Genomic DNA, 24,575 nt, shown 5'->3' with positions numbered 1-24,575 from the left:
ATTATGGATATCAACGATTTGCGATCGCTCGGAACGGTATTGGTGGCGCTGGCATTCATCGGCGTCTGCTGGTGGGCCTTTTCGCCCAAGCGTAAGCAGCGTTTCGACGAAGCGGCCAATCTGCCTTTTGCCGATGAGCCGCAGAGCAAGCCAACCCAACAACTTCATCCCAAAGATGATGAAGAGAGGCAGGACTGATTATGAGTACTTTTTGGAGCCTTTGGATTACTTTGCTGACGCTGGCGTGTCTGGTGTTGGTAACCTGGGTTTTGTTTGCCAACCGCAAAGTAGCGGTGAGCGATGAAGACGATCCCGAAAACCGCACCACCGGCCACGTGTACGATGGCATCGAGGAATACGACAACCCGCTGCCCAAGTGGTGGTTCCAGTTGTTTGTGGCCACGCTGATTTTTGCCGCCGGCTACCTGATTATGTTCCCTGGCTTAGGGGCCTGGAAAGGCATCCATCCTTGGTATCCGGGTGGCTGGACCTCGCACAAGCAATTAGAAGGCGAGCAACAAAAAGCCCAGGCCCGCTATGTAGACACCTTTGGTAAATACGAGAAGATGTCTATTGAAGAGCTGGTGAACGAGCCGCGTGCCATGAAAATGGGTGGCCGCCTGTTCTCCAACAACTGTGCTGTGTGCCACGGCGCCGATGGCGGTGGTAGCTACGGCTTCCCGAGCCTGATCGATAACGATTGGCTCTACGGCGGCAGCCCGGAAAAAATCAAAGAAACGTTAGTGCACGGGCGCAACGGCAATATGCCTGCCTGGGGCCCCATCATTGGTGAAACCAGCGTACAGAACGTGGCTGAATACGTGCTGAGCCTCTCGGGCCAAGAGCATGATGCAGCCATGGCCGAAGCCGGTAAGTCGGTGTACACCGCTAACTGCGCAAGCTGCCACCAGGCCGATGGCACAGGTAGCTACGATTTTGGTGCGCCAAACCTTACCGACGACATCTGGCTCTACGATGGCAGCCGCAAAGGTATTCGCCACTCTGTGCGTGAAGGCCGTGCCAACGTCATGCCAGCGCAAAAAGACAAGCTGCGTGCAGACAAGATTCACCTGCTGGCAGCCTATGTTTACAGTTTGTCGTTAACCGAAGATGCCGAGTAACACCTAAGGGCCTGCCTGTTCACGCGATTCTGGGCTTTGCTGCCAAAGCCGTTAGCACATAGGATTTACAGGCCCAAGGGCAGCCACAGGCTGCCCTTTTTTCTATTCACTGCACGCCTTGCTGTTAATGAGTTTGTTCCCATGTCTGATCAAGAGTTGAAAGATCGATCCGAAGGCCAAGAACAACAAGAAAAAATCCGCTACGTCGACGTCTACGAATCCTCCGGGCGCATCTACACCCGTAAAATTACGGGCTTCTTTCAAAAGTTGCGGCGCTATACCGGCCTGCCATTAATGGCCGCGTTTTTGTTAATGCCCTGGTTTGTGATTGATGGGCGGCCGGCCATGCTGTTTGATTTAGGCACACGGCAATTTCACATTTTATGGCTCACCTTTGGCCCGCAAGATGCCATGCTGCTTTCCTGGCTGTTGATCATTGCAGCGTTCAGTTTGTTCACCGTAACGGTGCTTGTGGGGCGGGTGTGGTGCGGTTTTACCTGCCCGCAAACGGTGTGGACCATGATGTTCATCTGGGCCGAGCACTTCTTTGAAGGTGATCGCAACAAGCGCATGAAGCTTGATCAGGCGCCCATGAGCCTGCAAAAATTCGCTCGCAAATTTGGCAAGCACGCCATGTGGGTGACTATTTCGCTTATTACCGGGCTTACGTTTATCGGCTACTTCACGCCCATACGTGAACTCATCACAGGCCTAGCTACTTTAAATGCAGAGCCTGTGGCGGCATTTTGGGTGATCTTTTTTTCGGTAGCCACCTACATGAATGCAGGCTACATGCGCGAGCAAGTGTGCAAATACATGTGCCCCTATGCGCGCTTTCAATCGGTGATGTACGACGAAGACACGCTCACCGTGTTTTACGATTACAAGCGCGGTGAAAATCGCGGCCCCCGTAAACCCGGCGAAGATTATCAGGCCAAGGGCTTGGGTGACTGTATTGATTGCTCCTGGTGTGTGCAGGTGTGCCCGGTAGATATCGACATTCGCGACGGCGTGCAGCTTGAATGTATCGACTGCGGCCTGTGTGTGGATGCCTGTAACAGTGTAATGGATAAAATGGGTTACGATCGTGGCCTGATCCGCTTCACCACCGAAGACGCAATCGAAACAGGCAAAACCCAGATTTTCCGTCCGCGCCTTCTGGGCTATGCCGCGGCTGTAGTTGTTATGGTGGGAGCCTTTGCCTATGCGGTGTCTAACCGCGCGCCGGTAAAAATTGATGTGCTGCGCGATCGCGGCGCCAATATGTACCGTGTTGTAGGCGATGAAATTCAAAACGTGTACACCGTAAAGGTGCTTAACCTGGATGCCGAAGCCCAGGTTTATAATTTGCGCGTGGAAAGCGATTTACCCTTCACTCTGGGTGGCTATAGGCCCATGCTGGTAGAGCAGGGCGAGATAGTGAGCTTTCCTGTGCGGGTATCTATTCCCCAGGGTGTGTTAACCACCAGCAAGGCAAGTTTTACTTTTCATGTGGAAAGCGAAAGCAACCCCGAGCTGCACACTTCAACGAAAGCATCATTTATTGGCCCAGCGCCTCAGGTAGCCCCATGAATCACGCCGATCAAGATAACACCCCCTGGTACCGCCAAGGCTGGGCGTGGTTTTTACTCACCCCACTCATTGTGATTGTGTTGGTAATGGCTGTGTTAATCACCATTGCCGTGCGCTTTTCAGACGATGTGGTGATTGATAACTACTACCGTGAAGGGCGCATGTACAACGAGCGTTTAGAGCAAGATGAGCTTGCCCGCACACGTAACATCAGTGCAGACATCACCTTCGATATGGAAACCGGTGAAGCGTTTTTAACACTCACTGGCGATACCGAGGCCAGCGCGCTTGTGCTTTTGGTGCAGCATCCTACAGAGGCTGATTTAGACCAGGTGCTGATCTTTTCTGCCACGGGCCTTGGCAACTATCGTGCAGACCTCACCCACGCACTGCAACACGCCCACTACCTTCAATTATTCCCGGGCAGCTCCGGGGCGGATCGCCCCAATGCGCCGTGGCGTTTGAAGGCGCAGCTGAACTTTAGCCACGCCCAGCGCGTGCTGATGCAGCCTGCGCCCGCGCTTAAATAATTTATGACGCACTGTTATCACTGCCAGCTGCCGGTGCCGGGCAAGCCCATCACGGTAGAGATACAGGGCAAAGCGCAACCCATGTGTTGCCCTGGATGTGCAGCCGTTGCACAAGCCATTGTGGGCGCAGGCCTGCAGAGTTTTTATAACTACCGTGAAGCCCCAAGTCATACACCGGAACAAACGGGGCTTGATTTTGCGGCCTTCGATTTACCGGAAATCCAGGCCGACTTTGTAACCGGGGAAAGCCACGAGCGGCGCGCGCATTTATTGTTAGATGGCATCACCTGCGCGGCGTGCGTGTGGCTTATAGAGCAGCATTTACAGCGTATGGCCGGTGTGCAAAAAGTCTCGGTAAACGCATCTACCCATCGCGCTACTATCACCTTTAACAGCGAAACCATTGCGCTTTCTGCCATTATGGGTGCGGCTCGGCACATTGGTTATAACCCATTGCCCGCCAGCGACGACAACCAGCGAGCGCTTTGGGCGCAGGCCCGCAATACCATGCTTATGCGTTTGGGGGTTGCAGGTTTTGGCATGATGCAAGTGATGATGGTTGCCATTGCCCTCTATGCCGGTGCCTTGCAAGATTTTGAGGGCGTCTGGCAAAACTTTTTTCGCTGGGTGAGTTTGATTGTGGCAACGCCCGTGGTGCTTTATTCGGCCCAACCGTTTTTTGTGGGCGCCTGGCGCAGCCTGAAAATGAAGCAATTGGTCATGGATGTGCCGGTGGCCATTGCCATTGGTGGTGCCTACCTTGCCAGTGTGTGGGCAACACTCAGCAACAGCGGTGAAGTGTATTTTGAATCTGTTTCCATGTTTACCTTCTTCCTGCTGCTGGGGCGTTATATAGAGCAACGCCTGCGCCAAAAAAATGCCAACAGCCTGGCCCATGTAGCACTGCGCATGCCGCTTACGGCGCGCCGCAAAACGCCTGCCGGCAAGGTGGAAGTGGTGGCGGTAAAACAATTGTCAGCGGGCGATACCTTGCACATCAGGCCCGGTGATACCTGCCCCTGTGACGGTGTGATTCTCTCTGGCCACTCGCGCGTAGATGAAGCCCTGCTAACGGGTGAATCCGAACCCGTGTTAAAGCAGCCGGGTGATACGGTAATTGCCGGCAGCGTAAATTTTGATAGCGAACTCTGGGTGCAGGCGCGGGCCACCGGTGCACAAACCCAGCTGTCTGCCATTGAGCAATTGGTAGCGCGCGCCGATGCAGAAAAACCCCAACAGGTGAGCGCGGCCGATAAACTGGCCCGCTTTTTTGTGGCGCGCCTTTTGGTTGTGGCGGCATTGGTGGGGGGCTTTTGGTGTTGGTACCAGCCAGAGCAAGCTTTTTGGGTTACGCTTTCGGTACTTGTAGTCACTTGCCCTTGCGCCTTGTCGCTCGCCACTCCTGTAGCGCTTACGCGCGCCCACCTGCTACTGCGCGAAGCGGGGTTATTAGTTACCCGTGGCCACTGGGTAGATGCCATCAGCCGGGTAGATACCTTGGTATTTGATAAAACCGGTACCCTCACCGAGGGTGAAAGCCGTTTGATAGATGTGCAGCTGTTGCGTGAGGATTTATCGGAAGATCATTGTGTGGCACTTGTGCAAGCGCTAGAAGCCAACAGCCCGCACCCCATCGCCCGCGCCTTTAAACATTTGCCTGCCCGTTGGGCCGCGGCGGCCCAAGAAACCGTTGAAATTTCTGATGGCGTACAACACCCCAACTTGGGTGTGAGCGCAAGCTGGCAGGGGCGCGAGTTGCGCTTCGGGCGCCTGGCGTTATTTGACGATTGGTATCAGCCAGCCGCGCCCGATGTTGAACGCCGGTGGTTGTTGCTTGGCGATGCCCATTCCCCGCTTGCGTGGTTCGCGCTGGAAGATCCGCTGCGCGCAGACGCACCGGCTGCTGTGGCCGCATTTTTGCGCGCAGGTAAGCAAGTACGGGTGTTGTCCGGAGATCAAACCTCGGTGGTGGCGCACATTGCTGCGCGCCTGCAGCTCCCGCCCGAGTGCGCCGAGGCCGGTTTACTGCCCGATGAAAAGCTTAAGCGTGTGCAACAACTGCAAGCGCAAGGTCATTGCGTGCTGATGGTGGGCGATGGCATTAACGATGTGCCGGTACTTGCCGCGGCCGATGTGTCGGTGGCAATGGCGGGCGCCACCGATCTCGCCCAAGCCCGTGCAGACAGCCTGCTCACCAACGGTAAACTGCTTACCCTGTTGGAAGGCTTTGCCATTGCCCGCCGCGCGCGGCGCACCATCAAGCAAAATTTAAGTTGGGCGCTGGCGTACAATGTTGTGGCCTTGCCCTTTGCAGCACTCGGCTGGGTGCCGCCCTATGTGGCCGCGGCCGGTATGAGTGCCAGCTCGCTGTTGGTGGTGTTTAACGCGCTGCGTTTAAAGCGCGAGGTACGGCCCGAACACAAGGTGCAAGTGGCACAACATCATTTGGAGGCCCGTTAAGTGGAAGTGTTGTTCCTGTTGGTTCCGGTGGCGCTGATTTTAATTGCGCTGGCCATAAAACTGTTATTTTGGGCCGTTAAAAACGGCCAATACGACGATTTGAATACCGAGGGCCGGCGCATTTTATTTGATGATGAACCCGGCCCGCAGCGCACCGATAATGCCTCTGCCACCGAAGCTGCTTCAGGTGGTGAAGCCTCTCCATCCGGTGAAGCCTCGCAAAAACATCAAACCGCGACCCAAGTAAAAACTCAGGAATAGTTGTGGAATTTTCCCTTGCCTTGGCTTCAATGTTTGCCGCGGGCCTATTAGGTGCCGGCCACTGCCTTGGCATGTGCGGCGGTATTGTGGGCGCATTGTCGCTGGCCGGTGGTGAGCAACGCTGGTTGCGGCTGGCGCTTTATAACATCGGCCGCATTTCAAGCTATAGCCTCTTGGGTGCGGTGGTGGGCGCGCTGGGTTACGCCTTTGAACAAATCGCCGGGCCCTGGTTGCGCATTGTGGCGGGCAGCCTGTTAATTTTAATGGGCTGCTACCTTGCAGATTGGTGGCGGGCGCTGGTGGTGTTGGAGCGCGCCGGTGCCAAGGTGTGGCGAATACTTGCGCCGCTGGGGCAGCGGCTGCTGCCACTGCAAAGCCATTGGCAGGCATTGCCGCTGGGAATGGTGTGGGGTTTTTTGCCCTGCGGCCTGGTGTATACCGCGCTTGCCTTTGCCGCAAGCCAAGGCACGGTGGCAACAGGTGCGGCGGCCATGGCGGCCTTTGGTTTGGGTACCATGCCGGCCTTGCTGGTGTCTGGCGCTTTTGCGGTGCAATTAAAGCAGTGGCTCGCCAAGCGGGCGTTGCGCCAAACCTTGGCATTGCTGCTGATTGCTTTCGGCGTTTGGACAATATTTATGAGCCTGCAGCACGCAGGTCATGGCCATCATCACCAGCAAAGTGAGGCGCCAGCAGAGGCCAATCAATCAGAGCGTCACAATCATCAACACCATCAGAATGACCATCCATCGCCCGAGCACTCCGAGCACCCACACAACCCCTTGCCCGATCACTCCAAGCACTCTGAACACCATCACCCAGCGCCCAGCGAACCCGAGGGTGAAACCCGGCCCGAGGCCCAGCATCAGGCTCACCATTAGGTACCACCCTGTACAATAATTAACCTGTGTTCGTGCGGCCCGGGTGTATTGAGTAGCCAGGAAACAATTCCCTGCAGCAAACATCCGGAAAAGAAACAAAAAATAATCACCCTGCCGATTTTTATAGCAGTTTCTTGACCTTTAAAAGTCGCTGTTAGAACCTCTATCTTGCTCTGTGGTAGTGAGCTGCCCACTCTCAGGTTGTGCTTGGGTTCACGACTAGCCTGCAGTCTTTCCCGCCATGCCCAAAAGGCCGCGTGAAATTGGCTAATAACAATAAGCCAGTGAAACAGCAAGGATCTCACCATGTTAAACCACGCCGTTGGTTTACTTATTCACCCGCGCCAGCAATGGCAAGCATTGCGCCAGTTATCAGAATGTACCTTAAAACGTAACGCACCTTACGCCATCGTATTGGCGCTCATGCCGGCACTTGCCTGGTATGTGGGCACCACAGAGTTTGGCTGGCGCATCGGCGCGGGCGAGGCCACCTACATGACAGAGCAAAGTGCGCTTGCCCTTATGGGCGGCTTTTACTTTTCGCTATTGGTTGCGGTGGCTGCCATTGGTTACTTTATTCACTGGATGTCTAACACCTATGGCGTAAAAACAGATCCGCTAAAGGGCTATGTGATTGCAGGTTTTATTGCCACACCCATTTTTATTGCGGGCATGGCCGGTATTTACCCGCAGCTTTGGCTCAATATTATTTTGGTGTTGGCAGCCATTGGTTATGCGGTGTATTTGCTCTACACAGGCCTGCCCATCATGTTTGATTTACCTGAAGAACGCGGGTTTTTATTTGCATCTTCGGTAGTGGGTGTTGCCATGGTTATAGGTGTAAGCATGATGGCTGCCATGGTGATTTATTGGGATTTAGTGGCACACCCTGAATTTATTTAACGGCACAATGGGTGAGCTGCGTTGTTAACAAAATAGCCGCGTAAAATGTGGTTGCTGTTTTATGGGCGCATATGACAACACCTAAGTACAGGCCGGTTCTGGTTTATCTTCTTCATTGGGTGGGTGGCGAGGCTTTGTGCCGGTAGCCGCCAACACCTAAGCCAAAGCCAAAGCCTAAGCAAAATTAACCTCACTCAGCTGATTGCCAGCAAGTTCAGGCTACCACCAAGGCGAATGCGCCGCCGCTTACCCAAACAGGCTGCCTGCTTATTGCTGTAAGCCAGCCCTCCCACATGCGTTAATGCCCATTAAGTTGCCATGCATGTGCTTTCAGCCTGGTTGCAAGCCCACATGCAGCCCCAAAGGGCGCGTAAGGCTGCGTGCGCGCAAATAGTTCAGGCAAAAAGGCGGCAAATGTAAGATCAAGGCTCGCAATAAGCCTTTGAAAAATAACGCCCCGGTGTATTAATTCCTCCAGCCAGGCGCCCCCCGTAAAACCCGCTCACTAATAGCCATAGGCTAGCCTCTCTGTTGCGCGCACAGCGCGCGGCCTGCCTTTCTTGTTTTTTAAACTGCTCGCCAGGCAGTAGCCGTGCAGATATGTCACCAGCACCCGCGCTGCCGGGTGTTTCATGTTGGCCTTGTTCAGTCATAAACCTGCTGGTGGTTGGGCGTGAGCGGTTGCATACGTATGCATTGCAATACATACGTATGCAAGCCATTGCGGCACGCACGTGCGCAAACCTACTATCGATGTACATGTGAAAAGTGTGGGTGAGGGCCCTGGCAAGTGCGGGTAAACGCACGGTGCCGGGGGCGCAGTTGCCTCACCTTCGCCTTATAAAAATAACGTTACTCGGAGAAAACCATGTCTCAATCCCGCCGCTTGCTGGGATTGTCGGCACTGGCTGTTGGCATACTGGCATTGGCCGGTTGTAAAACAGAGGTGTCTGGCGATCAAAGTGATTTGCTAACCTGCTCGAACAACCAAATACCCAACGATGCCGGCACCATGTGTGTGGATCGCCCGCTCACCTGTGATGATGGCCTGGTGCCCAATGATGAAGGCACCCTTTGTGTAGAAGCACCCTTTGCCGGCCCAGATCCTGTGTACTTCCCCGAAGCAGATGAAGCGGTGATTTACTACAACCGCCAGCACATAGATCAAGCGTACGGCGATTGGGTATTGCATTTGTGGAACACCAACTGCGATGGCGGTTGGGCTCCCCAGGTTACTGCCGAAGCCACAGCGCCTACCAACTGGCCAGAAGGCCCATCTGTTAACGGCAGCGGGGTAGACCCGATTTACGGCGCTTACTGGGTGTTGAACATTCAGGCCGATTCCACCTGCGGCAACTGGATTGTGCACAACAGCGCCGGTGACGTACAAACCAACGATTACACGCTGAACCTTGCTGCTACCGGCAAGTATGCGCGCATGGCATTTGTGATTGGCCAGGATGATTTGCGCTCAGCCCGCGTAAGCCAGGGCTTGCCTGTTTGCCTGAATGATGTGTGTGAAGCCGCCGAGCCACCCGCGCGCGCCATCCGCAACGCCGCCGCTCACTGGATTGACGCCAACACCCTGGTGTGGGATTTCGATGGCAGTGCAGATCAACTGTTTGCCGCCACCCAAGGCGGGCTCGACCAGGACGACGATGGCAACATCATCAATAGCAATGTCTCCGCTACCCTCAGCCCTACCACCTTAAGCCCCGAGCAAGCTGCACGGGTGCCACACCTGGCCAACTGGGCGGCCTTTACCGTTGAAGGCCTGGATACCGCCCAAGTGAAAAGCGCCACCACAGGCCAAATTTGGGTAACCGGCACCAGTGCGGATGGCCAACTTGTAGGCACAGCGGTTCAAATTCCGCGCCTGCTGGATGCGCTTTATACCCAAGGTGATAACGATGCCGATGAAGCAACGCTGGGTGTAGTGTATGCCGATGGCAACATTACCGTTTCCGTGTGGGCGCCCACCGCACACCAGGTAAGCCTGAAAGTGTTTAATGGCGCCTCACCCAAGCGCGTACTGGAAACAGTACCTATGGTGCTGGATGCCAACACAGGCATTTGGTCTTACACAGATTCGGAAGAACGTTTGGATCGCCGTTTCTACCGTTTTGCGGCCACGGTGTACGATTCAGAAAACGACATACTCGTTAACGTGGAATCCACAGACCCCTATTCTGTGAGCGCCGGTGAGCGCAGCCACTACTCGCAGTTTGTAAATCTGGAAGACGCCGATACGCAGCCTGACGGCTGGGGAGCGACCTCGGCCCCGGCGCTGGAAAATCCGGAATCTGCCGTGATCTACGAAGGCCACGTGCGTGACTTTTCTATTCGCGATGCCTCCACCAGTGCCGCCAATCGCGGTAAGTACCTGGCGTTTACCGAGTCTGGCTCTGTGCCCGTGCAGCACTTGGCAGAACTTAAGGCTGCAGGCTTAACCCATTTTCACGCATTGCCCACGGCCGACATTGCCACTATTGATGAAGTGCCGGAGGCGCGTGTTGAGTTAACCGACACGGTGGCCAAGTTGTGCAGCGTTAAACCTACGGCGCCTGTTTGTGGTGAAGTTTCCAGCACTACTGTATTGCTGGATGTGTTGGCAGGGTATGACCCAACCAGTAATGCAGCACGCGATCTTGTTGAAGCAATACGCGGCCTGGATGGCTTTAACTGGGGCTACGATCCACTGTTGTTTAACGTGCCCGAAGGTTCCTACGCCACTGATGCCGATGGCATTGCCCGCATTAAAGAGTTGCGCGCTATGAATCAGGCACTCAATGCCATGGGGCTGCGCACAGTAATGGATGTGGTATACAACCACACCAGCGGCGCAGGCTTGGTGTATGCCTCATCCACCTTCGATAAACTGGTGCCCGGCTACTACTACCGCCGCGACCCGATTACCGGCGCCATTGAAACCGTGTCTTGCTGTAACGACACAGCACCAGAGCACGCCATGTTCGGCAAGTTCGTGCAAGACAGTGTGGTGCACTGGGCCAAACACTACGGCTACAACGATTTCCGCTTCGACCTGATGACCTTCATTCCCAAATCTGTGGTACTGGCTGCGCGCGATGCAGTGCACGAGTTTGCGCCAGACAGCTACTTCTACGGTGAAGGCTGGAACATGGGCGGCAGCTCAGACGGCGATGCGATTTTCACCCGCTCAACCCAGCGCAATATGACCGGCACAGGTGTGGGCACTTTCAACGATGTCATGCGTGACCCAATGCGCTATCTGGATCTGATCAAAGGTAACAACGTTGATAAAATCCGCGCAGGCCTTGCGGGCAACCTGATGGATTTCGAATTTTACAGCTCGGCAAGCCAGCGCATTAATGGTGCGGCAGTGGGTGGCTACACAGTTGATCCACAAGAGAGTGTGAACTACGTATCCAAGCACGATAACGAAACCCTGTGGGACATGATTCAAAAAGAGGGTGCCGTTGCCTCAGATATGCCTGCGGTTGATCGTGCGCGTATTCAGAACCTGACGCTTTCGCTGAACATGTTGAGCCAGGGCGTACCCTTCTTCCACATGGGCTCCGAGATGCTGCGCTCCAAATCCATGGATCGCAACACCTACGATGCCGGCGACTGGTACAACTTCGTAGACTTCACTCAAAACACCAACAACTGGGCTGTGGGTATGCCGCTCGACCGTGGTGATACCTCTGAGGAGTGGATTCGCGCGCAATTTGCAAACACCAACACCTCTGCCGAGGCTGCAGACATTCAACTTAGCAGCGATGTGTTCAATGAGTTTCTGCGCATTGCACAAGGCTCGCCCTTGTTCAGCCTGGAAACCTTGGCCGATGTACAGGCGCGTTTGGGCTTCCACAATACCGGCACCGATCAGGTAGATGGCGTGATTGCCATGAGCCTTGACGACGGCACGGGCCTTATGGATCTCGATCCCAATGTAGATGCCATGATGGTGGTGTTTAACGGCAATGGCGCTGAGAAATCTGTGCGGGTTCGCACCGCAAGTGGCTTTGCATTGCACGCCGTGCAAACGGCCTCTGCCGATGCACGCGTACGCACAGCAAGCTTTGCTGAGGAAGTGGTATCTGAAGATGTTAACGGCAGCATGGAAGATGTGACCTACGGCACCTTCACTGTACCGGCCTACACCACTGCAGTATTTGTGAAAGCCCAAGGTGCAAGCCAAGGGGCGGGCTTGAGTGCCGATGCCACAGTGCCGGCTACCGGCGCCATTGATAACCCCTACAGCGTGGGTACTTACCTGCGTGGCGACATGAATGGCTGGAATACCAGCATGCCATTCTTGTACAACGGCGACGGCACCTTCACGGTATTTGCCGAACTCACCGCGGGTGTGAACTATGGCTTCAAGTTTGCCAGCAACGATTGGTCTACGGTGAACTACGGCAACAACGATGGCTCGGTAACACTTGATCAAGCCAAAACGCTTAACGGGGGTGAAAATAATTTAAGTTTCACGCCAGCCGCCACTGGCCGTTACAGGTTCACCATCAAGGCCACCAACCCGGCGGCACCTGAGCTGACCATCAGCCAGGATCTGCCCAGCTACGCCAACACGCTTTACCTGAAAGGCGACATGAACGGCTGGGGTGATGTGGATGCCATGACCTACCTTGGCAACAATCTCTACCGCTTGGTATTACCACTTACCGCCGGCGACTACGGCTTCAAAGTGGCCGACAGCGGCTGGAGTGCGCCTAACCTGGGTGGCGAATCTGCAGGCCAGGTGTTGAATCCCAACGGTAGCCTGATGTTGGTAGACGGCAGCAACGATAACTTGCAGCTGAGTTTGGCAGCCGATGGCACCTACCTGTTCAACCTCTACGCCAAAGATACCGCAGAGCCCACCTTGGGTGTGGTGGCCGATGGCGGTTACCAGGGCGACCTTTACATCAAAGGCGGCATGAATGGCTGGAGCAACGACGACGTGATGACACACCTGGGCGACGGTGTGCACCAGATAGACCTGCCATTAACCGCCGGCGGTTACGAGTTTAAATTCGCAAACGCAGACTGGAGCCTTGAGTACACCTGTGGCTGCACGCTTAAAGAATTTGAACAGTCGCAACTTCAGCGCGGTGGCAACAACAGCCAGCTGGTGCTCAATGCAGATAAAACCCTGCGCTTCACCGTAGACACACGCTTTGCAGAGCCCCGTGTCACCGTGATCGTGCTGCCCTAGGGCCAGGCAGTGGCGGCGTGCCGCCACTGACAACAATAATTAGTGTGAGGAAACTCCAATGAAACCTTTCGCAAAAAAGCCCATGAGTGCCCTGATTGCCGCGCTGGCAATGGGGGCTTTGGCACCGGTTGCCTGGTCACAAACTGCAGCCACTGAAACAGAAACAGTAGAACCACTTGAAGAAATTGAAGTGCTGGGTATTCGCCGGTCGCTCGAAAACGCGCTCGATATCAAGCGCGATGCCGATACCGTGGTAGAGGCGATTTCCGCCGCCGACATGGGCGGCCTGCCCGATATGTCCATTGCCGATGCACTCGCGCGCTTGCCCGGCATCACCTTCGACCGCACTGGCGGCCAGGCCGGGCGCATTCAATTGCGCGGCATGGGGTCTGGCTATGTGTTCTCCACCATGAATGGCCGCGAGCAGGTAACAACAGATACCCGCGGCACCCGTGAAGTGGATTTCAGCCAGTACCCCTCTGAATTGCTCTCCAATGTGGTGGTGTACAAATCGCCCAAAGCCTCGCTCATTGAAGGTGGCGTGGCCGGCAGCGTAGACATGCGCGCCGCCAACCCGCTGGATAACGAAGAAACCCACAAAACCTTTGTCAGCCTCCGCGGTAGCTACAACGATCGCGCGGCCAAAGTAGAAAACGCCGAGGCCATGGGCAACCGGGTGACCTTGTCTTACATGGGTAAATACCTAGACGACACCCTAGGCGTGAGCGTGGGTTATGCGCACATGGAGCAAACCAACGCCGCCATGGAATCCATTGGCCTAAGCTACGGCCCCTACTCAAATCCGGAAGTGGGTAACGTACGCTTGTCTGAAGGTTTTGAATTTCAGCAAAACGGCGGTGTAGATACCCGCGATGGCTATATGGGCACCTTGGTGTTCGAGCCCACCGAAAATTTCACTGCCCGCGGTGACTTGTTTTATTCAAAGTTTGAAACAGAAACCTACGCCACTGGTTTTCGCATCAACACTTTGCGTGACGGTGAGCTAAACAACCTAGTGGTGAATGACAGCTTTGTTACCGGTGGCATCGCTGCTACAGACCCGGATAGCCCCGAGCGCCTGAACTTCCAAGTAATTAACGATGACTCATCGGAAAGTTCGGAGGTGTTCTCTGGCGGCTTTAACCTTGAATGGCGCGGTGATGGCTGGCAGGTGGCATTCGATTACGCTCACGCAGAATCAGAAGCCTTTGAAACCGACGGTGTTTCGCGCTCGCATTTATACGATGCTGTAGACGATGGTAGCGGCAACATCGAGTGGGTGCGCAATGGCGATCAGCAACTGGCCTGGCAAAATGATGGGCTTACTGTGCCAAACGTTGGCTTGAATCAGTCTTACACCGATCTTGCGCGCATGCGCCTCACCAGTTACGAAATCTACCCGCACCTGAGTGACGATAAGTCCGATGCCATCAAACTTGATGGCAAGCTGGATCTCAACTGGGGGCCGCTTACCAGCCTGGAGGCGGGTATTCGCGTATCTGAGCGCCGCTACAACAACTCCCGCCAGGTGTTTTACTACGGCGGCAACGGCGCCGGCGATTACGATACGGACTACGCCCTCGAAATTCTGCCAGGCGATGCCGAAAAAGTTACCTGGGGCGGCGAGTTCAGCCACTTCCCTGATTACCTCGCCATCGATTCCCGCGCGATTTTTGATCGCGCCGTGGCCGCAGGCCTGGTGCTCGATAACGATGGCAACCCGCGCGATATTTCGCCCAAGGCCCGTTGGGGTGAAAATCGCTCTTGGTCTATGCGCGATCGCGCAGAAGTAGAGGAAGATGTAAAATCGGCCTACCTGATGGTGAATTTTGCAACGGAAATTGCCGAGCGTGGCCTCTCCGGTAACTTTGGTGTGCGCGTGGTAGATACCACCCAATACGCCACCGGTTACATTCCCCTTGAGCACACCAGCGACCCACTGCAACCCAGCGATGAAGTACTCGATGAACTGGGTGAAAGTAACCTGGATTACGGCATAGAGCTATCAGTTGAGCGCGAGGGCGAAACCTTCCGCAAGGTGCTGCCGTCGTTGAACCTTAATTACGCGCTCACCGAACACGACAACCTCCGCTTTAGTGCAGCCAAAGTTATCTCCCGTGTTCCCATTGGTTCTTTGGCATACATAAAAGGCGGCTCATTAAGTGAAGTGGGTGGGAATGGTTCACTTTCAGGTATTGCAAGGTATGATCTTTCGCAAACCCGTAACCCTTACCTGCGTCCGTTTGAAGCCAACCAGATTGATCTCTCCTATGAGCATTACTTCGAAGATGGCAACGGTGCCGTGGTCTTTGCGGTGTATAACAAAGACGTAATCAATCAAGTACAAACTGTTCGCTACACAGATTTCTTTGTGGAAGATTACCTGGCTGCTGGCATTACCCGGCCAGATACTTTCATAGCGCCAGCCGTCAATGGCGGCTTGCCAAGGGAAATTCCCGTAGTACGCGGTGATTACGAAGTGGCCATCAACAATGGCGAAGGCGGTTACATTCGCGGTGCAGAAGTCACCATGACCTATACCTTCGACATGCTGCCATCGCCCTTTGATGGCCTGGGCTTTAACGCCAGCTATGCCTATGTTGAAAGTGAAATGACCACACCCAACCTGTTCAGCGATGAGCCCGGTGAAGAATCTGATTTCGGAGGCCTCTCGCCCCACTCGGGTAACCTGATGCTGTTTTACGGCTATGAAAACTTTGAAACCCGCCTGTCGGGTGTGTACCAAAGCAACCGCCTGGATGAAGTAGTGGGTGAGGTGGTAAACCCCACCATGCGCGCGGCCTCTACCGTGTGGGATTTTCAGGCCAGCTACGGGTTTGATTTCGGCATGGATCTCATCTTCTCCGTTAACAACCTTACAGACGAACCCAACGTAGGTTACTTCGGCTCGAAAGATGCCACCGGCACCATCTCCTTCTTTGGCCGCCAATACTACCTGGGCATGAACTACAGCTTCTAAACCCGCAAGTTCTCGTTCGTTTGCTCGTCTCTGCCCCGGTCAGTAATGTCGGGGCTTTTTTATGGGTGCTGCTTGCACAATTGCAGGGCCTTTATTACCCACAGGCAGGCAGTGTGCCAAAGTCACCGTTTATAAGTAATGTGTGTGCTAGTGGTTACTTACTCTGCGTGCGCAATAAGTTCGCGTGGATGGAGTTCACTGATGATGTAAATCGGGCAAAGGCGGTATCTCGCAATAATTTTCGCCACATGGCGAATAACTTGTGGCATTATTTGCACAGATGATCGCCCGAGGATGGGCAGTGCCGGGCTGTTTCACGCCCCCTGAAAGGAATCAACGTATCCATGCAATTCGATAGAGATAAATACACCCTAGGGATGCTGCCCCATCCATCGCTGCTTCAATGGGTGATTTGCCCCAGCGTTGCAATTAACGAGTCATTACTCGGGCAGCGCATTCCAAAAAACACGTTCATTGATAACACCCGCAAAGCTCAACTTCTAGAGCTGCGGTAGCTACCGTTTTGGATTTGAATAAAGCACTTCGGAGAAAGCCGCTTTGGTGCTCTTGCTTAATTCCCAGCGGCCAAGCAGACGCCTGCACTAAAGGTAGGGCTTGCCTTTGGTGCGCTGATGTTTTTCCGTATGTAATTGGTTGCCATATCCATAGGGGAGTTAAAGTCGGCGCCATTGCGTTTCATGCAGCACTCTGTTCGTTTTAAAGCTTGGTTTTTGGCCTTGCCTCGAAATGGTTTATTAGTCGCGGTAATTAAGATTGTGCGGGTCGTAGTAAATCCGCTTATATCCAATCTTGTAGTTAACTGATACCAGTGCCTGTAAATCAGTCCCGACCTTATTTTTGACTATGGAGTTTAAGCCAAATGAAAAAACCATTTTTGATTGTTATGATCTTCATGGGAGCGGTGCTAAGCCAAGGTTGTGCCACCTATACAACACCGGCTGCAGGTGTAAATGTATCAGCACTAACAGATGACGATATTGCAGAGCTTATGAATGTAGAGCCAGCCAGCAGTTTCCCGGCGCGCATTGCTGTGGCGCGAGTGCAGGCCAGCGGCTACACCTCAAGAACTAACAGTGGTTATGGCTCTGGGCGTTACAGTGTAGTAACGGCGAGAGATATTGAAGACGAAGCAGACTTCGAGAGGCTAGCAAGCCTTGCCATGGTGGCCGCGGTGGCACCGTTAAGCCGGCTCTTATTGCCCCCAGAGCTGGATTCACTCAAAGATCTGCGCGTTTCAGCAGCACGCTTAAAGGCTGATCTCATTCTCATTTATTCCGTAGACACGGCATTTCATGTGGAGGGTACTCCTCTTGGCCCATTGTCGGCTATTACACTGGGGTTTCTTCCAAACAAAAAGGCGTTTGTTTCTTCTACTACCTCGGGTGTGTTGCTTGATGTGCGTACAGGGTTTGTTTACGGTGTGGCCGAAGCCACAGAGCGGGAAGAGCAGCGCACTACCGTCTGGAATTCCCAAGACGCCATTGATGAAGCCAGAATAGATGCAGAGAAGGCAAGCTTCAAAAACTTTGTGGGCGAATACGAGAAGCTCTGGAAGAGCATATTAGTGCAGTACGCCGCTACAAAAATCACCAATAATTGATGGGGAAGCCCAATTACTTTCAAAACTTTTGTCACTTGGCGTTGCATAGTTAGCTTCAGCCGACTTTGTTTCACAATACACTGCTGTTAAACAGTCGGGTGCGATGGGCGCTCCTTGTCGCAGCGAATTTTGCAAGAAAAGGAAAGGCTATGAAAAGTATAGAAGATATAGAAGAGTGCGGTTACGACTTTGATACGCTCTGCCAGGTGATTGATAACCAGAAATCAAATGATGAAACCCCCGCCGTTGGCCCTGCCTTTGAACGGTTGGTGAAGTCTGGCCTTGGAAAGAAAAAGGTCTATAGGTACATTGCCGGTGTGCTCTCAACTGAAATTATTCTTGGTGAAGAGGTTGGTCACTTTAACTATGGAAGGTATGAGTTAAGGCTGAATGCCTTACCTGGTGACTATGATGAAAGTACCTATGTCGAACCTAAAGAGTTGAGTTTTGGGGGGGGTAATTACCAGTGTGTACAATCTCGATGGCGGGAAGTTAGCGTACTGGGAGTTAAAAGGGCTAAAGCCTGGGCCTACGGGCATTATAGTTTCAAAAGAAAAGCGAGAGGAGTTTGGATTAGATCCTGAAGGTTATATTGAGGGTGTCTGCAAAAAGCGGTTAGTAAGTTTTGATGGCGAAAAAGAAGAATCCTGGTGTTTGGAATCAATAACCAAATTTGATCCGGATTACAGCAAATACTTGAACCGTGATCCAGACGATTTTGACGATGATTAGCGGTGAGGTATGGAATAAAATCTCGTGAGATAAGGTGAGGGGGCTAATGGGGGGCAGCTTGTTATTTTTGCCGTGATTCATTGGTGCCTTGCGCTTAAAGCGTTGCTTGAAACCTTAAAAACTGGGTAGATGATGAGCACTCCAATTAAACAGTTGTTTCTGGATTACCTGGCGCAACTTTCTGTTGTTGTTGGCAAAGTGCCTGACGCGTTGTTTTCAGATACGCTGCATGAAGGCATGTTTTCTTTGGAAATGAATGTCCAGATTGCCGCCAACTTCCTGCTAAGGGGTTACTGCCCGCTCATCGGCCGAGCGGTGGTGTTACACGAGCTCTCAAGCCCGGGCAAGCCTGCAAGTTTGCAGCTAATCCAAGATGTAGCCGCTGAACTGGGCGCCCTGCCAGAGGTTCAAAATTTGGATGATAGCCAGAAAATCACTGATACCGCAGGCTTTGCGGAGATAAGCCTTGGGCAAAGTGGCTACCTTATGAAGTACATCATTCCTAATTACATGTTTCATGTAAGCATGGTGTATGCAATAGCCAGAAAAAATGGTGTGCCTTTAAGTAAAGGTGATTTCGACGGCCTGCATGCCTACCCGCCGGGCTTCAGTTTTCTCAATTAGCATGTGCTTTGGCCTTCCAAAGCCGAACACCAAGGCGGCCCGAAAGCGCTTGGTAAATAGCGGTGCGTTGAGGTTCTTCCAGTTAGAAAAAAGGCGCTTGGCCAAAAGCCAAGCGCCTTTTTAAGCGTGGTGTAGCCTTGCAATTATTTGCTGGCGTCTTCTTTCACAAAAAATACCGATACTGCACCCAGTACCATGGCGGCACCGGCCAGCATGATGATGTAGATGGCTTCGTTGTTAAACAGGCTGGTTAAAATCCAGCCGGCAAAAAGGCCTGAAACAATCTGTGGTGCGGCAATGGTGAAGTTGAATATGCCCATGTATACGCCCATTTTGTCTGCGGGTAGGGTGTCAGACAAAATGGCGTAGGGCATTGCCAGAATCGCAGCCCAAGCCATGCCCACGCCAACCATGGGAATGATCAACCCCAGGGCGCCAGAAGGTACGGTGACTTGAGTAAAGCCCAAGTTTACAAGCGTAGGGGCACCGGCCTGGAATAACAAAAAGCTCAGGTAGCCAAGGCCGCCTGCCAGCAGCGAGAGCGCATACACAGGTTTGCGGCCCAGGGTTCTGGCAAGCTTGGTGAGTAGTACAGAAAAAATGGCCGCAAACAGCGAGTAGCCCGCAAACAAAATACCTACCCAGTCACCCGCGGCACCTTTGGCTACGGCAATGTCTTTGGGAATTTCATCTAAGGTATGTAAAAACACCGGGTCAAACCATTTGGCATCTACACCCCATACGTACTGGGTGATGGCAGGCGTTGTGTACACCCACATAATAAACAGCGCAAACCAGCTAAAAAATTGCACCAGTGCTAATTGGCGCATGGTTTTTGGCATGTTGATGAAGAGCTGCCAAAATTCCGCAAGCTTGTGGCTCAAAGGGCGCGGTTGGTTTGCCGCGGCTACGGCTGCGGCGTCTAGGCCTTTGTAGGCGTTGTATTGCTCTGGCGGGTACTCTTTGGTGCGAATCACAGTCCATAGCACGGTGCCAAACAATACGGTGGCACCCAGGTAGAAGGCCCAGGTAACCGAGGGTGCTACTTCACCCACTTTGGCGGTGTTTTCAAGGCCAATAATGTTGGTGAGTAAGAACGGCAAGATAGAGCCAAACACGGCGCCAATATTAATTAATAGCGATTGGATGGAGTAACCCAGCGTGCGTTGCTCACTGGGCACCATGTCGGCCACCAGTGCGCGGAAGGGTTGCATGGTAACGTTAAAGGCGCCATCCATCAGGGCGAGCATAACGCCCCCGAAAATCATGGGCGCCATAAAGGCTACAAACAAGGGCGCGTTGGGCATGAGCAACATGCCAATGGCCGCCGCAATGGCGCCGCCCAAAATGTACGGGCGGCGGCGGCCAAAGCGGTTCCAGGTGCGATCTGATGCGGCGCCAACAATGGGCTGAATTAACAGGCCCATTACCGGGGCGGCCAACCAAAAAAGCGAGAGTGAGTGCAAATCTGCGCCTAGGTCCGAAAGCACCCGGCTAACGTTGGCATTTTGCATGGCAAAGCCAAACTGCACGCCGAGAAATCCAAAGCTCACGTTCCAAACTTGCCAGAACGGCAGCGTGGGTTGTTTGATGGCTGTATTGCTCATAGGTGTTACCTGGTTGTTTTTATGATGTTTAATACGTTAATTGTGAGCACGGAAAAAAGAGGGCCACAAAGGGCCCCAAGCGGTGCATCACAAAACTAGTGATTCAGTTGCGCCAGTAGCGCGGTATTGGTTAGTGGCCCGTCGAAAACGAACACCCGCAAATCGTGGGGTGCAACACTGGCCTCAAGGCTTTGCGTAAGCCTGTGCTGTTCGCCGCTGAGCGGTTCGTGCCACTGGCCTTCATTAAGTAGCGTATTTATAGAAAACTGCGCGGGCGCGCCGCCTTTGTTGAGTAAAACAAGAGCAGTTTGCTGGGTTTCTTCGGTTTGAATCACGCGCAAAAATGCGGCGGTGTGTTCGGTAAATTCAATGTTCACTTGCACGCCGCGCTGCAACGCAGGCAGGGTGCGACGCAAATTTGCCACGCGCGTAAGGGCTGTGTGAATGGGGTGGCGCTCGGCGCGGGCGATGTTCTCTGTGCCGTAGTAGTTGCGCGAGCCCTGGTGTTCTTTCATGCCGCGCTCAAACCCCATTTCAGAGCCGTAGTACACTTGTGGAATGCCGCGCACGGTAAACAGAAAGTTGTTGGCATCTATAAAGCCTGAATCTTCGGCGTCCAGGCGCTGTACGTCGTGGTTGTCGTAGAAGGTAACCAGTTCATACACATTGTGGTAAATGCCGGTATCCAGGTGCAGTGCGTCCTGCGCGCGGGTATAGGGCGCCTGCTCTTTGCCGAACATGGCAAACATGGCCTGCTGCAACGGGAAGTCCAGCACGCTTACGCCACCGTTTTCAGGCTGGGTGTGCTCTGCTATAAAATTGGCATCGTAATTCCAGGATTCGCCAAACAGAAAAAAGCCCGGGTGCTCGGCGCGAATGCGATCGCTGACGGTTTTCCAGAAGTGGTGCGGTACATGTTTGATGGTGTCTATGCGTATGGCATCGGCGCCCTGATCAATCCACTGCAAATAAGAGCCCACCAGGTAATCCACAACGGCGGGATTGTTTTCGTTAAAATCTGAAAGCTGTGCGACATCGGGTTTACGATTGAAAAAATCGTGCAGCCGGTTATTGTCGTCTAACTGTTCTGGGTGCAAATTTTGATGATCGGCAACGAGGTTGCCTTGCTTATCAAATAATTTGCCAAAGTTGCTGATTTGTTCAGGCGCTGTATAAGACGGCGAGCCGTGATTGCCCACAATATCCAGCACGGTTTTCAGGCCGTATTGGCTTTTTAAGGCATCGTTTAACGCACGGTAATCCAGGTCTGCCGAGGGCAGGTGTTCGTCTAGCTGATAAAAGTTGACGCCCCAATAGCCGTGAAAGCCGGTTTTGCCGCCGTCGCCCCACTGGTTGTAGCCTACCGGGTCGCCACCGTTAAAGGCGGCGTCTGGGTTGTCGATGATGGGCGTCATCCAGATGGCGGTGAAACCCATGTCTTTTATAAATTGTGCGTGCTCTAGCAGGCCTTTGAAATCGCCGCCCATGTAGCCCACATTGGCGCTGCGGCCTTCGGGGCCATCAAAGTGGCGGTTAAAGGTGTGCCAGCTACCATCGCCAATATCTTTGCCTTGATCTTCGAAATTGTTGGCCGGATCGCCATCTACGAAGCGGTCTGTGAGAACAAAATAAATAGCGTCACTCGCCCAGGGCTCGGTGGTGCCTACAATGGTGTGGCCAGCGGCTTGGGTTGCAGCATCGGGCGCTGGCGCCTCGTCTGCCTGGCAGGCCAAGAGCAGGCCAAGGGATGCAAAGGTGGCGAATGTTTTTATTCTCATTGTGGCTCCGGGTTGTGTCTCTGGCGAATTTTGCGTCTATCAATAGGCTTTATATCGGCAAGGCGCTATATCGGCAAGGTATAGTGCCTGCACCTGCGTTGTTGCGCTATTTGGTTGTTGCCCTACCTGAAGGTTCGCCCAAAAAAATGACCCGCTCCGGGAGTAGCCCCGAAGGCGGGCACAAAGGACGAGAGGTGTCACAATCACAATACGCGAATAGGTTATCCAAAAGCGTCAGCCTGTCCTACGCTGAGTAGGCAATTACATACGTATTCATCGCGCAGGCGCACTCGCTTTGCCGATCTGGCGGCATGCATACGTATGTAGTGGCTTGCTGTGCTCAAGGAGCCTCCAGTATGTTTGATCCATCGACAACAATAACGAATTGCCCCGCTCACCCTCGCTACGGCACAGGGCCAATATCGGGTGACGCAAGCGCTCTGGCGCTTGGGCAAGAGCGTAAGAATTTGAGGTTCAGTTATGTCTACAGCCAATGACCTAGCCAGCGCGCAGAGCCCTTGGTGGCGTGGCGCGGTTATTTACCAGGTCTACCCCCGCAGCCTGATGGATGCCAACGGTGATGGCGTAGGCGATATCCGCGGCATCATTAACAAGTTAGATTATATTGCCAGCCTTGGCGTTGACGCGATTTGGGTGTCGCCGTTTTTTAAGTCCCCAATGAGGGATTTTGGCTACGATATCAGCGATTATCGCGACGTAGACCCGCTGTTTGGCAACTTGGCCGACCTAGACGAGCTGATTGCCGAGGCCCACGGGCGCGGCGTTAAGGTGATGATTGATCAAGTATTAAGCCACACCAGTGATCAGCACGCCTGGTTTGAAGAGAGCCGCTCCAGCCGCGATAACCCCAAGGCTGATTGGTACGTGTGGGCGGATGCCAAGCCAGACGGCACGGCCCCCAATAACTGGATTTCTATTTTCGGCGGCTGTGGCTGGGAGTGGGAGCCGCGCCGCGGCCAGTACTACCTGCACAATTTTCTGAAAAGCCAGCCGGATTTGAACTTCCATAACCCCGAGGTGCAGGAGCAAATTCTGGCTGAAGTGGAATTTTGGCTGCAGCGCGGTGTGGATGGCCTTCGTTTAGATGCCATTAACTTCTGCTTTCACGATAAACAATTGCGCGATAACCCCGCAAAACCCGCAGCAGAGCGCCAAGGCCGTGGTTTTAGTGAAGATAACCCCTACGCCTTCCAGTACCACTACTACAACAATACCCAGCCCGAGAACCTCGCGTTTTTGGAGCGTTTGCGCGCATTGATTGATCGCTACCCGGGCGTTGTCACCTTGGGTGAGATTTCATCGGAAGATAGCCTGGCCACCATGGCTGAGTACACGGCGAACAATAAGCGCCTGCACATGGCGTACAGTTTTGAGCTGCTGGTGCCAGAATTTTGTGCCAAGCACATTCGAGCCACGGTAGAAAATTTAGAGGCAAGCCTGGGTGAGGGTTGGCCTTGCTGGTCGCTCTCTAACCACGATGTGGTGCGCGTGATGTCGCGCTGGGGCGGTGAGCACAACCCTACACTGGGCAAAACCTTGCACGCTCTGGTGGCCTCGCTGCGGGGCAGCGTATGTTACTACCAGGGTGAGGAGTTAGGTTTAACAGAGGCAGACATTGCCTATGAAGATCTGCAAGATCCTTACGGCATTACTTTCTGGCCAAACTTCAAAGGCCGCGACGGTTGCCGCACGCCTATGCCATGGGCCAGTGGTGCCAATAACGGCGGTTTCAGCAGCGCCAAGCCCTGGTTGCCAGTGCCCGAGGCCCACCGCGCATTAGCGGTAGACGCCCAAGAGCAGCAGCCCGATTCAATGCTGAATTTTTACCGCAATTTCATGCGGTGGCGTAAAACCCAGCCACTGTTAACCACCGGTAACATTACTTTCGCCGATGCGCCTGAGGGCTGTTTGTTGTTCGAGCGCGCTAATGATTCGGGCAAGTTGTGGGTGGCTTTTAATTTAACCAATGCCCCCGTGGCGATAGAAGTACCGGCAGGCCTTGCTTTGATGAATGGCCACGGTTTGCAGGGTGCCGAGCTTGAAGGCGGGCAATTGCGCCTGCCAGCCCACGGTGGTTGTTTTATGTGTTAGTCCTCGTTTGTCTCTTGTACCGCGAAGTTGCTGAACTTGTTTTAGTGTTTCATACGTACTCTCGTCTTGAGCCCGGCACCGCCGGGCTTTTTTTGCCTACAAGGATGTAGGTATGTCGCGGGCGCATGGATGCGCAGGAGCGACGGCCTACAAGGATGTAGGTATGTCGCGGGCGCATGGATGCGCAGGAGCGACG

General features: G+C 53.7%; 16 protein-coding genes. 14 read left to right on the top strand and 2 right to left on the bottom strand.

The genetic code is table 11. From position 1 onward, the window contains the following. The first annotated feature begins 3 nt into the window (after window positions 1–3). The 13 genes from L1F30_RS13815 (at window position 4) to L1F30_RS13755 (ending at window position 18,882) form a co-directional block, all read left to right on the top strand. Window positions 4–198, top strand: coding sequence for a cbb3-type cytochrome c oxidase subunit 3 (locus L1F30_RS13815; protein ID WP_253356871.1), 195 nt, complete (start codon window positions 4–6; stop codon window positions 196–198). Between the two features lie 2 nt (window positions 199–200). After that, the gene (ccoP, locus tag L1F30_RS13810; RefSeq protein ID WP_253356869.1) at window positions 201–1,121 is read left to right on the top strand and encodes a cytochrome-c oxidase, cbb3-type subunit III; all 921 of its coding nucleotides are present in this window, start codon (window positions 201–203) and stop codon (window positions 1,119–1,121) included. 141 nt (window positions 1,122–1,262) lie between these two features. After that, the gene (ccoG, locus tag L1F30_RS13805) at window positions 1,263–2,693 is read left to right on the top strand and encodes a cytochrome c oxidase accessory protein CcoG (RefSeq protein ID WP_253356867.1); all 1,431 of its coding nucleotides are present in this window, start codon (window positions 1,263–1,265) and stop codon (window positions 2,691–2,693) included. Beyond that, window positions 2,690–3,223 (top strand): FixH family protein, encoded by a 534-nt coding sequence (locus tag L1F30_RS13800; RefSeq protein WP_253356865.1) that lies wholly within the window; start codon window positions 2,690–2,692, stop codon window positions 3,221–3,223. Before ccoG ends, L1F30_RS13800 begins: the two co-directional genes overlap by 4 nt. Before the next feature lie 3 nt (window positions 3,224–3,226). Next, complete coding sequence (locus tag L1F30_RS13795; protein WP_253356863.1) at window positions 3,227–5,683, top strand: heavy metal translocating P-type ATPase; 2,457 nt, start codon at window positions 3,227–3,229, stop codon at window positions 5,681–5,683. Next, window positions 5,684–5,944: a cbb3-type cytochrome oxidase assembly protein CcoS gene (gene ccoS, locus L1F30_RS13790; RefSeq protein WP_253356861.1), complete on the top strand. Its 261-nt coding sequence runs from the start codon at window positions 5,684–5,686 to the stop codon at window positions 5,942–5,944. It begins immediately after the preceding gene. Between the two features lie 2 nt (window positions 5,945–5,946). Further along, window positions 5,947–6,822, top strand: coding sequence for a sulfite exporter TauE/SafE family protein (locus L1F30_RS13785; RefSeq protein ID WP_253356859.1), 876 nt, complete (start codon window positions 5,947–5,949; stop codon window positions 6,820–6,822). 306 nt (window positions 6,823–7,128) lie between these two features. Continuing rightward, window positions 7,129–7,725 (top strand): Yip1 family protein, encoded by a 597-nt coding sequence (locus L1F30_RS13780; RefSeq protein WP_253356851.1) that lies wholly within the window; start codon window positions 7,129–7,131, stop codon window positions 7,723–7,725. 868 nt (window positions 7,726–8,593) lie between these two features. Continuing rightward, window positions 8,594–12,925 carry an alpha-1,6-glucosidase domain-containing protein gene (locus tag L1F30_RS13775; protein WP_253356849.1) on the top strand — a complete coding sequence of 1,444 codons (4,332 nt, stop codon included), beginning with the start codon at window positions 8,594–8,596 and terminating at the stop codon, window positions 12,923–12,925. Window positions 12,926–12,983: 58 nt separating this feature from the next. Next, complete coding sequence (locus L1F30_RS13770; protein ID WP_253356847.1) at window positions 12,984–15,905, top strand: TonB-dependent receptor; 2,922 nt, start codon at window positions 12,984–12,986, stop codon at window positions 15,903–15,905. A gap of 880 nt (window positions 15,906–16,785) precedes the next feature. Continuing rightward, on the top strand, window positions 16,786–17,526 hold the full coding sequence (locus L1F30_RS13765; RefSeq protein WP_253356845.1) for a hypothetical protein: 741 nt from the start codon (window positions 16,786–16,788) through the stop codon (window positions 17,524–17,526). A gap of 149 nt (window positions 17,527–17,675) precedes the next feature. Then, on the top strand, window positions 17,676–18,110 hold the full coding sequence (locus L1F30_RS13760; protein WP_253356843.1) for a hypothetical protein: 435 nt from the start codon (window positions 17,676–17,678) through the stop codon (window positions 18,108–18,110). A 280-nt stretch (window positions 18,111–18,390) separates the two neighbouring features. Further along, the gene (locus tag L1F30_RS13755) at window positions 18,391–18,882 is read left to right on the top strand and encodes a DUF1993 family protein (protein ID WP_253356841.1); all 492 of its coding nucleotides are present in this window, start codon (window positions 18,391–18,393) and stop codon (window positions 18,880–18,882) included. Window positions 18,883–19,025: 143 nt separating this feature from the next. On the opposite strand, the gene L1F30_RS13750 is transcribed toward L1F30_RS13755, so the two are convergent. Then, window positions 19,026–20,489 carry an MFS transporter gene (locus tag L1F30_RS13750; protein ID WP_253356839.1) on the bottom strand — a complete coding sequence of 488 codons (1,464 nt, stop codon included), beginning with the start codon at window positions 20,487–20,489 and terminating at the stop codon, window positions 19,026–19,028. Between the two features lie 95 nt (window positions 20,490–20,584). After that, on the bottom strand, window positions 20,585–22,267 hold the full coding sequence (locus tag L1F30_RS13745) for an alpha-amylase family glycosyl hydrolase (RefSeq protein WP_253356837.1): 1,683 nt from the start codon (window positions 22,265–22,267) through the stop codon (window positions 20,585–20,587). Between the two features lie 480 nt (window positions 22,268–22,747). Here L1F30_RS13745 and L1F30_RS13740 point away from each other — a divergent pair, with 480 nt between their 5' ends. Beyond that, window positions 22,748–24,379, top strand: coding sequence for an alpha-amylase family glycosyl hydrolase (locus L1F30_RS13740; RefSeq protein WP_253356835.1), 1,632 nt, complete (start codon window positions 22,748–22,750; stop codon window positions 24,377–24,379). Window positions 24,380–24,575: the final 196 nt, after the last annotated feature.

Source organism: Simiduia sp. 21SJ11W-1 (assembly GCF_024138675.1).
In the GTDB taxonomy this organism is placed as follows: Bacteria; Pseudomonadota; Gammaproteobacteria; order Pseudomonadales; family Cellvibrionaceae; genus Simiduia.
This window is presented reverse-complemented; position numbering and strand designations above follow the sequence as displayed.

Coding starts and splice junctions, on each gene's coding strand:
- ccoP (WP_253356869.1), top strand. CDS start 201: ATGAGTACTTTTTGGAGCCTTTGGATTACTTTGCTGACGCTGGCGTGT.
- L1F30_RS13740 (WP_253356835.1), top strand. CDS start 22,748: ATGTCTACAGCCAATGACCTAGCCAGCGCGCAGAGCCCTTGGTGGCGT.
- L1F30_RS13775 (WP_253356849.1), top strand. CDS start 8,594: ATGTCTCAATCCCGCCGCTTGCTGGGATTGTCGGCACTGGCTGTTGGC.
- L1F30_RS13745 (WP_253356837.1), bottom strand. CDS start 22,267: ATGAGAATAAAAACATTCGCCACCTTTGCATCCCTTGGCCTGCTCTTG.
- L1F30_RS13750 (WP_253356839.1), bottom strand. CDS start 20,489: ATGAGCAATACAGCCATCAAACAACCCACGCTGCCGTTCTGGCAAGTT.
- L1F30_RS13800 (WP_253356865.1), top strand. CDS start 2,690: ATGAATCACGCCGATCAAGATAACACCCCCTGGTACCGCCAAGGCTGG.
- L1F30_RS13815 (WP_253356871.1), top strand. CDS start 4: ATGGATATCAACGATTTGCGATCGCTCGGAACGGTATTGGTGGCGCTG.
- L1F30_RS13765 (WP_253356845.1), top strand. CDS start 16,786: ATGAAAAAACCATTTTTGATTGTTATGATCTTCATGGGAGCGGTGCTA.
- ccoG (WP_253356867.1), top strand. CDS start 1,263: ATGTCTGATCAAGAGTTGAAAGATCGATCCGAAGGCCAAGAACAACAA.
- L1F30_RS13795 (WP_253356863.1), top strand. CDS start 3,227: ATGACGCACTGTTATCACTGCCAGCTGCCGGTGCCGGGCAAGCCCATC.
- L1F30_RS13780 (WP_253356851.1), top strand. CDS start 7,129: ATGTTAAACCACGCCGTTGGTTTACTTATTCACCCGCGCCAGCAATGG.
- L1F30_RS13755 (WP_253356841.1), top strand. CDS start 18,391: ATGAGCACTCCAATTAAACAGTTGTTTCTGGATTACCTGGCGCAACTT.
- L1F30_RS13760 (WP_253356843.1), top strand. CDS start 17,676: ATGAAAAGTATAGAAGATATAGAAGAGTGCGGTTACGACTTTGATACG.
- L1F30_RS13770 (WP_253356847.1), top strand. CDS start 12,984: ATGAAACCTTTCGCAAAAAAGCCCATGAGTGCCCTGATTGCCGCGCTG.